This window comes from Haloarcula sp. H-GB5 (genome assembly GCF_054850705.1).
In genome coordinates, this window is record NZ_JBTWBG010000004.1 from 72,125 (window position 1) to 87,234 (window position 15,110).

General features: G+C 57.1%; 13 protein-coding genes. 7 read left to right on the plus strand and 6 right to left on the minus strand.

What is annotated here, in order from left to right:
• The first annotated feature begins 58 nt into the window (after window positions 1–58).
• The 3 genes from ACYJ11_RS17670 (at window position 59) to ACYJ11_RS17680 (ending at window position 3,666) form a co-directional block, all read left to right on the plus strand.
• Window positions 59–1,063 carry an LLM class flavin-dependent oxidoreductase gene (locus tag ACYJ11_RS17670; RefSeq protein WP_461648789.1) on the plus strand — a complete coding sequence of 335 codons (1,005 nt, stop codon included), beginning with the start codon at window positions 59–61 and terminating at the stop codon, window positions 1,061–1,063.
• A gap of 164 nt (window positions 1,064–1,227) precedes the next feature.
• On the plus strand, window positions 1,228–1,611 hold the full coding sequence (locus ACYJ11_RS17675; protein ID WP_461648883.1) for a PaaI family thioesterase: 384 nt from the start codon (window positions 1,228–1,230) through the stop codon (window positions 1,609–1,611).
• A gap of 54 nt (window positions 1,612–1,665) precedes the next feature.
• Window positions 1,666–3,666, plus strand: a complete 2,001-nt coding sequence (locus tag ACYJ11_RS17680; protein ID WP_461648790.1) for an AMP-binding protein — start codon at window positions 1,666–1,668, stop codon at window positions 3,664–3,666.
• Window positions 3,667–3,780: 114 nt separating this feature from the next.
• Here ACYJ11_RS17680 and npdG read toward each other — a convergent pair whose 3' ends face one another.
• Window positions 3,781–4,452, minus strand: coding sequence for an NADPH-dependent F420 reductase (gene npdG, locus ACYJ11_RS17685; protein WP_461648791.1), 672 nt, complete (start codon window positions 4,450–4,452; stop codon window positions 3,781–3,783).
• 135 nt (window positions 4,453–4,587) lie between these two features.
• Window positions 4,588–5,949 carry an NAD-dependent succinate-semialdehyde dehydrogenase gene (locus tag ACYJ11_RS17690; RefSeq protein ID WP_461648792.1) on the minus strand — a complete coding sequence of 454 codons (1,362 nt, stop codon included), beginning with the start codon at window positions 5,947–5,949 and terminating at the stop codon, window positions 4,588–4,590.
• 104 nt (window positions 5,950–6,053) lie between these two features.
• Here ACYJ11_RS17690 and ACYJ11_RS17695 point away from each other — a divergent pair, with 104 nt between their 5' ends.
• Entirely contained in the window at window positions 6,054–6,773 is a 720-nt protein-coding gene (locus ACYJ11_RS17695) for an EthD domain-containing protein (protein WP_461648793.1), read from the plus strand.
• A gap of 1 nt (window position 6,774) precedes the next feature.
• On the plus strand, window positions 6,775–7,359 hold the full coding sequence (locus ACYJ11_RS17700) for an HD domain-containing protein (RefSeq protein WP_461648794.1): 585 nt from the start codon (window positions 6,775–6,777) through the stop codon (window positions 7,357–7,359).
• 385 nt (window positions 7,360–7,744) lie between these two features.
• Here the strand turns inward: ACYJ11_RS17700 and ACYJ11_RS17705 are convergent, their stop codons facing one another.
• The 4 genes from ACYJ11_RS17705 to ACYJ11_RS17720 all read right to left on the minus strand — a co-directional run bounded on the left by ACYJ11_RS17705 (window position 7,745) and on the right by ACYJ11_RS17720 (window position 12,385).
• Window positions 7,745–8,803, minus strand: coding sequence for a glucose 1-dehydrogenase (locus ACYJ11_RS17705; protein WP_461648795.1), 1,059 nt, complete (start codon window positions 8,801–8,803; stop codon window positions 7,745–7,747).
• Window positions 8,804–9,259: 456 nt separating this feature from the next.
• Window positions 9,260–10,006 carry an IclR family transcriptional regulator gene (locus ACYJ11_RS17710; RefSeq protein ID WP_461648796.1) on the minus strand — a complete coding sequence of 249 codons (747 nt, stop codon included), beginning with the start codon at window positions 10,004–10,006 and terminating at the stop codon, window positions 9,260–9,262.
• Window positions 10,007–10,058: 52 nt separating this feature from the next.
• Window positions 10,059–11,207: a galactonate dehydratase gene (dgoD, locus tag ACYJ11_RS17715; protein ID WP_461648797.1), complete on the minus strand. Its 1,149-nt coding sequence runs from the start codon at window positions 11,205–11,207 to the stop codon at window positions 10,059–10,061.
• Between the two features lie 170 nt (window positions 11,208–11,377).
• The gene (locus ACYJ11_RS17720) at window positions 11,378–12,385 is read right to left on the minus strand and encodes an SIS domain-containing protein (RefSeq protein ID WP_461648798.1); all 1,008 of its coding nucleotides are present in this window, start codon (window positions 12,383–12,385) and stop codon (window positions 11,378–11,380) included.
• Window positions 12,386–12,630: 245 nt separating this feature from the next.
• On the opposite strand from ACYJ11_RS17720, the gene ACYJ11_RS17725 reads away from it, so the two are divergent.
• Window positions 12,631–13,998 carry an extracellular solute-binding protein gene (locus ACYJ11_RS17725; protein WP_461648799.1) on the plus strand — a complete coding sequence of 456 codons (1,368 nt, stop codon included), beginning with the start codon at window positions 12,631–12,633 and terminating at the stop codon, window positions 13,996–13,998.
• Window positions 13,999–14,249: 251 nt separating this feature from the next.
• Window positions 14,250–15,110 carry a carbohydrate ABC transporter permease gene (locus tag ACYJ11_RS17730; RefSeq protein ID WP_461648884.1) on the plus strand — a complete coding sequence of 287 codons (861 nt, stop codon included), beginning with the start codon at window positions 14,250–14,252 and terminating at the stop codon, window positions 15,108–15,110.

Here is a 15,110-nt window from a genome sequence, read left to right on the forward strand (position 1 = left end):
ACTGTTCGGTTGCCGGCGTGCCACTACCGTTAAGTCGGTTGCGCCGTAACGGAAATTTATGCAACTGGGAACAGGCCTGTTTACCTGTCAGCAGCGCCCGGACGACGACCGCGAAACCAGCGAGATTTACGACGAAATGCTCGAACTGGGGGAAGTTATCGACAACGCGGGTCTCGATAGCGCCTGGGTCTCAGAGCATCACTTCCTTGACGACGACTATCTATCAGGCGTCACACCGGCACTTGGGGCGTTAGCTGCAGTCACCGACAACATCGAAATCGGGTCCTGTATCGCACTGGCACCGCTGTATGATTCAATCCGGCTCGCTGAGGATATCGCGACGGTGGATCAGATCTCCGGTGGGCGAACGACACTCGGGATGGCAATCGGGTCTAACGTCTCCGAGTTTGACGCCTTCGGGATTCCCGACGACGAGCGGGCTGAGCGGCTAGCTGATACGGTCGATACGCTTCGCGGTGCCTGGTCTGACGGGCCGCTGGACTACGAGCCGGAATTCCACGACATCTCGTCGGACGTCACTGTGACACCGAAACCTGCACACGACGTTCCCCTCATGCTCGGTGGGGCGTCGCGGCCTGCCGTCCGGCGGGCCGCCCGGACCGCTGACGCATGGTGTGCCCCGTCGTCGCTGTCAGTCGATGGCGTCCGGAAGCGCGTCGAGGACATCCGAAACGTCCGTGACGATGAGGATATCAAGGGCGACTTTCAGGTGTACGTTCTCCAGCACGGGTTCATCGGTGACTCCCGCGAGGACGCGTGGGAGCAGATGCGCGACGGCTACCTCTACATCCAGCGCCGGTACGAGGAGATATTCTCCGGCGAGACAGTTCCGGAACTGGACGACGACCGCAAACAGGAACTCAAAGAACAGGCTATCTTCGGGACACCCGAACAAGTCACGGCGGAACTCGAAGCGTACCGCGAGGCACTGGGCGACGACATTCACTTCATCTTCCGGACGTACCACCCTGGAACCGGAACGCAGGAGATGGCCGAGTGCATCCGGCGGCTGGGTGAAGAGGTGCAGCCGAAGATCAGCTAAGACTGGCACATGATGTCGGTGACTGTTGGAATATCAGATACCGTCTGACCCGAAGGGGATGCGACACCACAAGCGCTAGTGACTCGCTAGGTGCTGCCCGTGGGTTTCGGACCCCTGTGAACACCAATACTTATTTCCCCAGGTGAAGAACCGAATTGATGAGTATGGACATCGAAGCATTCTTCGAGAACATGCCGTTTGCCGACCTGCTCGATATCGAGATAACGACTGTCGATAACGGGCACGCCGAAGGCCATATCGAAATGCGCGAAGAACTGTCGTGGAACGAGGAACGGATAATGGCCCACGGCGGCGTTACGTTCACCCTCGCTGACACCGTTGGTGGGGCCGCTCTCGTGTCCCTCGTCGACCAGCCGGTGCCGACCATCGATATGCGAATCGATTACCTCGAAGCCGGAACAGGGGACCTCAGAGCGGAAGCGGACGTAGTTCGTCACGGTGGCGACGTTGGCGTCGTCAATGTGGAAGTGTACGCCGAAGACGATACGCAGGTCGCAGATGCGCGCGGCGTCTACAAGACGGGGTAGCTCGATTGCAGCGACTGCACAGCTTCCGGACACTGTCACAGCCACGTGAATCCAATGTCAGACTCACTCACAGCACTCGAAGCGGTACGATACGAACCGAGCGAGGCGTTCGTCACCCAGAGCAACGTCTACGCGTTCATGCAAGAGCACGGCATCGAGAACTTCGAAGAACTACACAGACGGACAGTCACCGATATCGACGGTGAACCGGCGTCCGGACTTGACTGGTTCTGGGATGAGATAGTCGACTATCTCGACCTGGAGTTTTACCAGAAGTACGAGCAGGTCCGCGATGACACAGACGGCCCGCAGTTCACGGACTGGTACGTCGGTGGAGAACTCAACATCGCTCACAACGTCGTCGACCGTCATGCAGCCCCCGACGCTGAGAACCGAAATACAGTCGCGACAATCTGGGAAGGAGAGGACGGAACAGTCCGTGAGATTACCTATCACGAACTCCACCAACAGGCCAATCGCGTCGCTAATGCACTCGAAGAGCGCGGTATCGGAATTGGTGACACCGTCGGGCTATACATGCCGATGGTCCCGGAAATCGTCCCATTGCTGTATGGCTGTTTCAAGATCGGTGCGATTGCCGTCCCCATCTTCTCCGGCTTCGGGGTCGACGCAACAGCAACCCGTATCGAAGACGCCGAGTGTTCGGTCCTGTTCACCGGCGATGGTTTCTACCGCCGGGGAAGCGAGATCGATCTGAAATCGGCCGCGGACGAGGCTATCGAAGCGGCCGGCCACGTCGAACACACCATTGTCTATAATCGGCTGGATTCTGTAGAGTCTGCTCTCTCGTGGGACCCCGCCCGTGACGAATGGTGGACGGATGCAGTCGGGTCCCAGTCTGCCGACTACGAGACCAAGTCGCTCCCCGCCGACCACGAGTCGATGCTGCTGTACTCATCCGGGACAACAGGCAAACCGAAGGGCATCGTCCACACGCACGCCGGCGGGCTCGTCCAACCGGCCAAAGAACTCTTCTTTTCGTTCGACCACAAGCCCGCAGACCGGTTTTTCTGGGTCTCGGACATCGGCTGGATGATGGGGCCGTGGACGCTGATCGGCAATCACGCCCACGGTGGCACCGTCTTCATCTATGAAGGGGCACCAGACTATCCTGACCCGGGCCGGTTCTGGGAAATGATCGACACCCACAATCTGTCGGTGTTCGGGATTTCGCCGACAGCGATCCGTGCGCTACAGAAGCACGGCGACGAGTGGCTGGAGGGCCACGACCTCTCGACGCTGCGCCTGCTGGGTTCGACCGGCGAGCCGTGGGACCCGGACTCCTGGGAGTGGTTCCTAGAGAACGTCGGCGGCGGTACGACACCGATTATGAACATCTCTGGTGGGACGGAGATATTCGGCTGTTTCCTCCAGCCGACGCCGCTCCATTCGCTGAAGCCAGGGACGCTCGGTGGCCCGGCGCTCGGCATGGACATCGACGTCGTCAATGCACAGGGGGAGTCCGTTGCCGAAGCCAACGAGAAGGGGTATCTGGTCTGTCAGTCGTCAGCGCCGTCGATGACAAAATCGCTGTGGAGCGGTGACGAGCGGTACCTCGAAGAGTACTGGTCGCGGTTCGGCGATATGTGGGACCACGGCGACTGGGCGCAGAAAGACGAGGACGGCTTCTGGTTCTTACACGGTCGATCGGACGATGTCCTCAACGTCGCCGGCCGGAAGGTCGGCCCGGCCGAAGTCGAGAGCGCACTTATCGAACACGATGCGGTCAACGCCGCTGTTGCGATCGGTGCGGACGACGAAACGAAGGGGACTGCGGTTGTCACATACGTCATCCTCAACGAGGAGTACGAGGAGTCAGAGGACCTTCGCGAGACATTGCGCGCGCAAGTCGGGACAGCGCTTGGCAAGCCGTTCCGTCCGCGTGAAGTCCGCTTCGTCGATGCATTTCCGGAGACGCAGTCCGGGAAGATTGTGCGGCGAATCATTCAAAATGTCTACGAGGGTGCAGAGCTCGGGGACCTCTCGAGTATCGAGAACCCCGACGCGATCGACGGAATCGACAACGCGCGGTAAAATACTTCCCTGTCTGGTTGTGACTGTTTGTGGATACAGGCAAAAGCGAGAACACAATCGACCTCACTGCGACACTATTTGAACCACAGCGGAGGACAGAAGCGCCGCCGGAGTCTAACTGAAGCTCACACCGACGTCGTGCATATCCTCGTTGTATCGAGCGATGTTGATGAGTAGTGGCGTCAGACTCTCGACTTCCGCGGCGTTCGAAAGCGGCCCAGCAGGGATCGGTCGGACGCCCGCAAGATCAGCAGTCAGCGACACGACTCGGTCACTGACCGCCGGATCGTCGGCGACTACCAGCGTATCCACATCGAGCGTGGCCTCTAGATCCGCCAGCCGATCCGCTGCAAGGTTGTGGAACGCGCCGGCCACTGGAACAGATTCAGGGGCCCGCTCCGCGACAAACTCGGTAACGCTCCCTGTCGACGGTGGTCGGTAGTGAAGTCCGTCCCCATCACCGTTCATCCCGACAGCGGGGCTTATGAGCAGTTGGTCCGAGAGCGCGTCATCTTCTGTGAGTCCTTCAACTGTATCGCCGACGTGATGTGGCGGAATGGCCAGGATAACCACGTCTGCACTGGCCGCGGCGCTACTGTTGTCCGTCCCATTGATTTCAGTCTCGACACCGTGGGCGGCCAACCGTTCTTCGTACGCTCTGGCTCGCTCGCTGGCTTTTGCAGCGTCCCGCGAGCCGATCGTAATCGCATGGTCCGTGTCGGCGGCAAACCGCATCGCGAGTCCCTCACCGATGTCACCAGTACCGCCTAGTATAGCTAACTCCATGCACCCGCATAACGCCCCGTGAAACAAGAAGCTTTGTCCTGTCACCGAAATCGCTGGCTGCCGTGGGCTGCTGGCAGCAGACGGGAGTCGAGCGCGTCAGCAATAGAAGCACCACCCAGTGGCAAACGCGAACGGTTATTCGATCCAGACCGTCTTTTTGTTGACGAACTCTTTGATTCCCATCTCAGAGAGTTCACGACCGTAACCGGCGTCTTTGATGCCGCCGAACGGGACCCGTGGATCTGATTTGGTCATTTCGTTGATGTAGACACAGCCCGCGGAGATGTCTCGTGCCAGACGCTGGCCGCGTTCTCGGTCCGCCGTCCAGAGGCTTGCACCAAGGCCAAACCGGGTGTCATTCGCGACTTCGATTGCTTCCTCTACATCAGCGACCTCGTAGACGGTCGCTACTGGACCGAACGTCTCCTCGGTGTCAGCGGGGCACCCTGAGGGGACATCAGTCAGTACTGTCGGTGGATAGAAGGCCCCCGGCCGGTCAAGCGGTTCGCCGCCAGTCAGCACCGTTGCACCGGCGTCAACGCTGGCCTGTACCTGATCGTGGAGTTCGGCCATCAGGTCTGGATCTGCCTGTGGGCCGACATCGGTTTCGTCGGACATCGGGTCGCCGACAGTGAGGTCTTCGAAGGCAGCGACGAGCCCATCAACGTACTCCTCGTAGACGTCTGTGTGAACGATAAAGCGCTTGGCGGCGATACACGACTGGCCGCCGTTCAGTGTCCGTGCTTGCACCCCAGTTTCGAGGGCCGCATCGAGGTCTGCGTCGTCGAGGACGATAAACGGGTCAGACCCACCGAGTTCCAGAACGGTCTTTTTCAGATGTTTGCCGGCTGTTTCGGCGACCGCACGGCCAGCAGGGCCACTTCCGGTCAGCGTTGCCGCACGGACACGATCATCTGCGAGGATGTCGTCAACGTCACTGGAGCCAACCAACAGCGTCTGGAACGCGCCGTCAGGGTAGCCGGCTTCGGCAAACACTTCTTCGAGCGCGAGCGCACACCCAGGAACGTTTGAGGCGTGTTTGAGGAGGCCCACGTTGCCGGCAGTGAGATAGGGCGCAGCAAAGCGAATGACCTGCCAGAACGGATAGTTCCAGGGCATCACTGCAAGCACTGGCCCGAGCGGGTCATGGACCGTTTTTACTTCTGTCCCGGGCGGACTGGGGTGGTGCTCCTCGGAGAGATATTTGTGCGCGTATTCGGCATAATGATCACAGGCCCAGGCACACTTTTCGACTTCAGCAACAGCCTGCGTGATTGGTTTCCCCATTTCCCGGGTCATCAGCTCAGCGTACCGCTGTTTGTTCTCCCGTAGGACCTCGCCGGCGTTTACCAGCAATTGCTCGCGCTCGCACAACGGGACATCGCGCCAGTCCTCGAACGTCGACGTGGCACGGTCCAGTTTTCGTTCGACTGCCTCGTCATCGTCAGGGTCGTACACGTCCAGCCGCTCGCCCGTAGCCGGGTTGACTGCCTCCATATCGGTTCAATCTTCGGCGTCATGCATACATTAATCTTTACTGGCCTAAACACGCTGACAGGAAACAACGTTAGCTTTTATACTCATAGGTCAGAAATGTGCTGATGATGTACAAGCACGTAGCTCTGTTAGTCAGACAGGACGATATGTCTCACGAGGAGTTCGTCGACTACTGGCAGACCAATCACACGCCGATCGCGAAGGAGATCGAGGGCGTGGTTCGCTACCAGCAAGTCCTTCCAACAGAGCCAGCACATGCCGAATTTGACGGGCTGGCGGAGTTGTACTTCGAGACGCTTGACGACCTGCACGAGGCGCTGGGCAGTCCCGGCTCCCGGGACTATGACCCTACCAAGGAGGTAGCCGCAAAGGCCCGCAAAGACGTGAATAACTTCCTTGCTGTCGAGGAGCGGCCGCGTATTATCGGCGAAGAGATCGTGCAGAAAGACGAGGTCGATGGCGATACTGACGGTCTCTACAAGCACTCGGCGTTTCTCGTTCGGCAGGACGACATGACCCACGAGGAGTTCGTCGACTACTGGCAGACCAACCACACACAGATCGCCCGTGAAATCGAGGGCGTCGTCAAGTACAATACGGTCATCCCAACAGACCCCGAGAACGCCGAGTTCGACGGCGTCGCCGAACTCTACTTCGACGACATCGAGAAGCTATACGACGCGCTCGGCAGCGAAGGCTCACGGGACTACGCACCGGACAGAGGGAAAGCGAAAGCGGCCCGCGAAGACGTGAACAACTTCTTAGCTATCGACGAGCGGCCCCGGTTTATCGGCCAGGAACAGCTCGTCAAGGACGAGGGGTAGTATGCCCGACTACGAGGCGCAAGTCACGGGGGCGTTCCCGGAACTCGACTACATCTCATCGGACGACCTTCGTAGCAAAGTCATCGAAGCGTGGACACTCGCGCTTGAACGAGGTGGCTGGCGCGACATTACGGACATTCCCTACGCCTGGAATATCCACGAGGTAACCAACGTCAGGCACGTCCGCGGTGTTACCAGAATCGCACGAGAGTCCGCTATCGAACAGCAGGAGTTCCACGGTGCCGACCCCGATATCAACGTTATCGTCGCGGCGACATTACTCCACGACGTCGGAAAGTGCTATGAGTACGTTGACTTCGTCGAGGACGAGAAACTACTCGATCCGGACCCGAGATACGCAACGGAAGAGGTCCCACACTCCCTGTCAGGCTATGCACTTGCACACGAGGTCGGCTGTCCGCTGGCGGTCCAGCGAGCGATTCCGCACTTTATCGGCGAGATCCCGACGCGGACACTGGAAGCCGAACTCGTCAAGAGTGCGAACTCCGCGTCCTCGAACGCGATTACGCAGTCAACGATGGGTATCACGCTACAGGAGTGGGTCGATGAGTACTCCCAGACGTAGCCACTGGCGCGAACGATAGCACCCCTGCTGAAGAATCGATCGGTGGAGTCAGTCCTTCATAGGCACGGATAGTAACTGCGTAATCCAACGCCTTGTTGACCGTCGGTAGTTTCGAGATCGCCAGTACCCGAAGACACTATCCACTGGTTTCCCTCGCCCGTATTTTGAGTATAGCAGTTTATTTCTACTCGTTTAGCAGATGTTTGCGTCTAAACATAGGAGGTGTGCCTCCATAAAACAATACTTATTGACATAAAAAGCTCTAAAACAGTGATATCTACCCAAACAAGCCTAAAAGAAAATTAAAATTATTATTAATACGCGTGTGTGGGATAGGATGCAACTCTTTGAGCCGAATACGTGTACATTGCGGGTATGCTGTTACTTAGGTGCTAAACTCAATGTACGATTTGATAGTATCCGGCGACTCCTCGAATGCATCCGCAAACTCCGACACAGAGCACTGGGTCGTCATGATAGACGCAAGGAACCAATCCGGGTATTCTGCAAGAGTGGTACGAGCGCGTTTGTAATGCCGGAAGTTGGAATTCACGCTCCCGAGCAACGCTTTGTTCTGGAGGACCAACTGCCTGTGGAGCGCCCCACCGTTGACAGTAAATTCCCAGTCCTCAGGGATGCCGAGGAGGACACCGACTCCATTCGCACCGAGTGCCTCGACCGTCGAAAACGCGTGTTTTGCGTGCCCCGTCGCCTCGAACACCAGATCCATCGGCTCGTGGACTGTAGGGATTTCGTCCACGGCCGTCTGTCGAGAATTAATGTAGGTGGCCCCTAGTTCCTCGATAATATCGATGGTCGGGTCCGGTCGTTCACGACGGCCGAGACAGTACGTTCGCTCACACCGGTCTGCAAGCATCGCCAATGTAAGCAGTCCCAGCGGTCCGTTTCCAAGGACGAGTCCAGCAGAGTTCTGCCACTCGAAGGTCGACCTGGACCGCTGTGCCAGCTCGAGTGCCTTTTCGGCATTGCTGATCGGTTCGACCAGAAATCCGACATCCGCAAGCGATTCCGGGATCGAAACGAGAAACGACTCGGGTGTAGTGAAGTACTCGGCCATGTAGCCGTGCGCCCCCGCAATCCCCCGTTCAACATACTCACCAGGTGGAGCCATATCAGGCTCGTTGTTCTCGAAGAACCGACTCGACGTGTTTGCGGGCCGACGGACTGTCGGGACGACAATCTCTCCTTCGTCCAGTGCGGTCCCGTTCGAGGACTCGACGACACCGACGGCCTCGTGGCCCAGTATCTGGTAGTCGCTACCCTCGGGAAACTCGCCGTGTGATCCCGATAGCACCTCGAAGTCCGTTCCGTCGATGCCAACACGGAGAGTCCTCACGAGGACCTCTCCCTCGTCCGGTTCCGGGCGCTCGATGTCGATCCGTTCTGGCCGAGTCTTCCCCCGCTTGACAGCGATTGCATCCATTGTTGTAGGTATTCCCGTGAGTGAAATGCACCGTCCATCAACAGTTGAATGTTTCGACCAGTAGACAGAAGTCTCTCGTCGAGGGAGTTTCGCATTATGAAAAGTTGTTTGGGCACTGGAAGCATACTGAACGAGAGCGGTGGAAAGGAAAGCAGGTGAAAGAGGCTCGATACAGCACCGCTACGGTACGATATGTGCATATTTAGGAGGGCCTGGGTTCAATTGAACGAATCGGGATAATAAGTGTACGGCTGTTATGCCATTCGCAGCCCGCTGTCGGATGGTTTCACTAAAAGAAATACTCTATTTCGAATGAAAATCTTTGTTGAGATATGTATGGCAATGCTGAAACTGCCGGCGAGCAAATAGGACCGGAGCTGATGTGGCTGTACTGAGCTTTGCCGATTCCAGATTATCCTGAGAGTGCTTCCGTGAACAGGAATGGCTGCGATCGACTCAGATCTGCTCCGCATTGAGTTGCCTGACGGCGCTCAGGATCATCCCGGGGACATCCTCCTGTAACCGCTTCCCGCTCAGCCGGTCAGCGTGTCCCGCCACGTATACAGCTGCAGTCGTGGACTGGTCCTGAATCGGAACCGCAACGCAATTTACGTCCGGATACTGCTCACGGCGCTCGAACGCGATCCCCCGGTCCCGGATATTATCGAGTTCGGCGGTAAGCGTCTGGCGGTCCGTAATCGTGTTTTCGGTCATCGCAGGCAGATCAGTGTGGTCTAAAATAGCATCGACCTCCTCTGGACCCGTCGCTGCGAGGATTGCCTTTCCCGGAGCGCTGCAGTGAAAACACGGGGAGTTTACATGTCTCGGAGAGTCGTCAGCAGCGGTATGATAGACATCGGCGATTTGCTTTTCGCACTTGATAACCAGTCCGGCAGACTCGCCGGTCGTCGCTGATATCTGGTCTATCTGGGGCTTCGTGTCGTGGTAGATGGGTGCCTGTGATTTGATGTGTTCGCCGATATCGGCAAACTGTAACGTCAGCTGATAGTCCCCTGTACTCTTTGTAACGTAGCCTGACTGCAACAGCGTATTCAGGTGCTTGTACGTCGTACTCCGAGTGTACGCGAGTTGTTCGGCCACCTCTGAGACGCCAAGCGGCCCGTCGGCATCTCTGAGCACGTCGACGATGGCGAACGTCTTCATCGGTGCGGAGAGTGTTGCTGTCTCAGTTTCGTCGGGCATAAGATTACTACTCCCGTCTATATCTTAAGTTTTTATTATTATGAAACGATCGTTACCAGTCGGCGACGCTGCCGTCCTCGTGCCGCCATATCGGGTTGTGCCAGTCGAGATCGGCTTCTGACTTCTCTCGAACCACGTCTAGCGCGACGTCGATACCCAGTCCCGGACCGTCCAGCGTCTTCAGATAGCCGTCGTCGAACGCAAACGGGTTCGAATTCAGCAGATCGTGTGCGGGACTGGTCGTCTCAGAGTGGACGTCGAACCCCTGATCTTGGACTAACAGGTTCGGAACGACCGTATCGACCTGGATCGACGCAGCCAGCGCAATTGGGCCCAGTGGGCAGTTCGGTGCAATGGCGACATCGTGTGACTCCGCCATGTTAGCCAGTTTGACCATCTCTGAAATACCGCCGGCGTGAGAGACATCGGGCTGAATCACGTCAATTGCCCCCGTTTTGAGGAGATCTTTGTAATCCCATCTCGAATACAGTCGCTCACCTGCTGCGATGGGTGCGTGTGTCTGGGCCGCGATGTTCGGAAGGTGTTCGATGTTCTCGGGAAGCACCGGCTCTTCAATGAACATCGGTTCGACGGATTCGAGGCGGTTGGTAAGGGTCTTGGCCATCGATTTTGATACTCGGCCTCTGAAATCGATCCCGATATCTACTCCGTCATCCACCGCTGTTCGAACGTGCTGAATTCGTTCTGTGATCTCGTCGAGCGACGCTCTTGTCTCGATGAACCGGGTCTGATTCGTCGCATCCATTTTGAGTGCAGTGTAGCCAGCCTCGGCCAACCGCGTCGCTTCTGCAGCGACATCCTCCGGCCGGTCGCCGCCGATCCACTTATATACTCTAACCTTGTCGCGGCTTTTCCCACCCAGCAGTTCGTACACAGGTGCGCCGAAGTGTTTCCCCTTGATATCCCAGAGTGCCTGATTGATACCAGCGATGGCAGACATCAGGATCGGTCCGCCGCGATAGAACCCGCCACGATACAGCGCTTGCCAGTGATCCTCAATTCTAAACGGATCCTTGCCGATGAGGTACTGATCCAGCATCTCCTCGACTGCCGCTCGAACTGTTTTCGCTCTGCCTTCGATAACAGGCTCACCCCAGCCCAGAAGCCCAGTGCTGGTTTCTAGTTTCAGGAAGACCCAGCGGGGAGGGATTTCGAACAGTTCGTATCCGGTGATTTGCATACTGCTGCATCGTATCCGGAGTGTGATTAATCTTCATGATATAACGACATAATCCAGCTCCCGCCGGTATAAAATATCGGTTGTACGGCTGTGTATCGTGACTTCCATCACTGTAGGCCTCTCATCCACAATCGAGATGCTTCATTCGCCTGAATCGCTGATCCAGCCTGCTACCCCAGTGCACTCCACTCGATATGTTTCGAGAGCTCCGGTGGATCGTCCGGATTGTATCCCTTCTTGACAGCCGTCTTGTACGTGAGCGATTGCAGGATCTTTAACGGCACTATCGGGTGATCTGGCGAACGAGACGGCAGTTCGATTGAAATGTCTCCACCGTAGTCGTTCGTCGGCCGCCGCAGGACAATTGTGGTCACTCCGGCGTCGCGTAGCTTTGAAACGACCTCGCTGGTCAACGATGCCTCCGATTCTTGGGTAGCAATGACGAGTGCCGGCTCACCGGCAGCGTTTGCGATGGGTCCGTGGCTGATTTCCGGTGTCGGGAGTGCCGTCGTATGCAACAGTGCACCCTCGCCGAACTTCGTCGCCGCCTCGCCTGCAAGCCCATATTCGATCCCCTGTCCGAGAGTGTAGAGTGTCTTGGCCTCCGCGAGGACAGCGACGGCTGTCTGAAAGTCCTGTTCGACGACGTTCCGGCACATGCGTTGTAGTTCGCTCGGTGTGTACTCACTGTATTTGCTTTCGAGTAACGAGAACGTCAGCATCAACGCGGCATCGACGGTTTTGGTAGCGAGGACTGCTTTCTCGATCCCCGCTGGCGTGACGAGGACCACGTCCGCTACTGACCCGAGCGACGAATCATCGGTGTTTGTGATGCCAATAACGAATGCACCCTTCTCCTTTACTCGTCGAGCAGCTGTAACGGTTTCAGACGTCTCGCCGGACTGGGAGTAGGCGACGACAACCGTTTCCTCAGTAATCGGCGGACCGGCGAACAGGTATTCTGACGCGGCGTACGCCGTTGCGTCGATGCCGCGCTGGAACGACGCATACTGACCGATCACACCGGTCCAGTATGAGGACCCACAGCCGATGAAGTGGACCCGGTCAGCGTGTGCAATACGCTTGCGTGGCTCGGAAAGGTCGCGCGTGCTCATTTTGAAGTCATTCAGTCGGTCGATACCGGAACGGATCTCGTCGTAGACTGCGTGTGTGGTCATGGTTTGATCTTCATGGGACAGCACTGTGGTCAGTTGTTTCAACGACAACGCCGGCAGAGGCACCGGTCAGCCAGCAACCATCCGACTGATCGGAGTCTCTCTGCGATCGCTTAGATTACCGATTGATGGCAGTGTCTTATAAAACCATACGATAGGTATTTGTGGTAGCTCATGGGATCGCACCGTTGCGAAGAATGTCCTAAACAATTAATTATATATACTACCTAGGTCGTTGGTGATAGCATATGTCAGACAATAGTTTGCGGAGCGGCCAGCGACGTCGCTTCATCAAAAGCGCCGGCGCGGCAACGGTCGCGCTGCTCGCGGGCTGTGGCGGCAATGAAAGTTCGGAAAGTACCGCCGGGGACGGCGGGGGTGGCGACTCCGGCGCGAGCACCGGGGAGCAATCGAACGATATAACGACCCTCACAGTCCGGCACTTCGTCAATGACCACATTGAGACGTTCTACGAGAAACACAATCCGATACTGAAGAAAGAACACGGGATCAAAGTGGATTTCGAGACGATGGGCTGGGGCGTCGCTCGGAAGAAGCAAAACAACAGTATCTCCACCCGGACCGGTCCGGACGTCGAAGAGATAGCGTCGACGTGGATGCCACAGCAGGTCAACTCCGACGGCTGGATGGACCTCGAAGAAGCCGGCGTCTCGATGCCGACAGACAATATCTACGAATCGCCACTTCAGATAGGGAAATTCGACGGCGTCCGTGCTGGGTTCCCCTGGTTCTGGGGACCCCGCGGGCACATTTATTATAAATCGCTGTTCGAGGAAGCCGGTATCGATGGTCCCCCGTCGACCTGGGACGAACTCGCGAATGATGCGTCGAAGTACAACAAGCAGGCCGAAAAGTGGGAACAGGAAGGCTACAACACGAGGTACCTGTTCGGCATTCCTGGGGCGAACAACTGGGCAGTCGTCCAGTACTATATGATGCTCATCTGGCAAAACGGTGGGAGTGTGATTGACGGGTCCAAGCCGACATTCGACAGTGACGCGGCGGTGGAGGCGTTGAATTTCTACAAGGATCTGTCCACGACGCACAAGGCATCCCCACAGGCCTCGGTCGAGTGGAACGGCGTTGCACGGAACAACGCGTTCAGCAGCAAACGGATAGCTTCGACGTGGCAGGGGCTCAGGGTTGCAAACGATATTGACGCCGAACTCGGCGTCGGCAAGCCGCCGGCCGGTCCCCGGGGAGAGTCGTCGACCTTCTTCGGAGTGAATCTCATGGGTATCCATCCCTGGACGAAGAAGAAGAGCGAAGCCGCGACGTTTATCGAGTATCTGATGCAGCCAGCGGTCAACGCAGAACTCGCGAAGGGTTCTGGCTTCTTGCCGACGATCAAGAGTAGTTTCGAGCAAGACGCCTTCCAAGGTGAGTTGTATCAGTCCTTCAGTGAAGACGTTCTGAACAACACAAACGCCAAGACAGCGCCGCAAGTCGTGGGCTGGGGTGATGTCTCCGGTGCGATCAAGGGAGCCGTCACGAAGGTACTCACGAAGGCAGCAACGGACTCCTGGTCCGAAGGCGATACCCAGAAGGCACTCCAACAGGCTGCGATGCAGGCAGAGAACGCGCTTCAGGGATAAACTCCGAAAACAGGTCGTTTCAGTGTGGTTCTCCGCTTGTCCGGCCGAATAGCTACTAGCTTTGTGTCGGGACCGTGTCACTCTAGCGTCGTACAGAACGATTAAATACATTGCATAATAATCGATTGTGTATGCTCCTGTCCGCGTACCAGCGAGTCAAACGTCGACTCCCAGCGGTTCATATCCCGTACGTTAGCTCGTTACCTGCAAGCCAGCGCTTCGGGCTCAAGCTCATTGCTCCGGCTCTGGCAATGATGCTTCTCGTCCACGGGATTCCGGTCATCCTCGGGTTCGTCATGAGTTTCTACGAGTTCCCGTCGCTCAGATACACCGACTGGTTCCGCCCGGAGACGTTCGTCGGGCTTGACCACTTCGCGAAGGTCTTCCAGAAGGATACGATCTATGGCGCACAGTTCTGGAACTCGCTCAAAGTCACCATTCTGTACACGGTTGGATCGGTGATAGGAACGTACGTTCTCGGACTTGTCACCGCACTCACCCTCGATAAGCAGTTCCGGGGCAAGCTCGTCGCGAGGACCGTGATCCTGATTCCGTATGTGACACCGGTTGTCGTCACGCTGCTCACCTGGCGGATGATGTTCCGGAGCGATACTGGAGTCATCAACGCGTTACTCCGTCAGGCCGGACTCATCGAGGGGTCCCTGTTCTGGCTGCTGGGCCCAAACTCGCTGTATGCGATAATCATCGCGAACGTCTGGCGGAACTTCCCGTATGCGGCGATCATGTTGTACGCCGGACTGCAGTCGGTACCGGAGCAGTTGTACGAGGCTGCAGAGATAGATGGGGCCGGCCGATGGGGGAAACTGCGGTACGTGACGCTGCCTCAGTTGAAGCCCGTCTCTGCCGTCATTCTACTGCTATTGATCCTCTGGACCTTCATCAATTTCCCCATCCCGTATATTTTGCTGGGAGGGTCACCGAGCGAATCGGGGAACGTCCTGATGTTGCTCATTTACTCCTTTGGCTTCAAACAGAGTGCGTACGGGATCGGGTCCGCGCTCAGCGCGATGCTGTTCCTGTTCTCGATGACCATCGCATACGTCTATTACAAGCGCGTTGTGGCGTCCAGCTACGACGGAGGTGCTATCTGA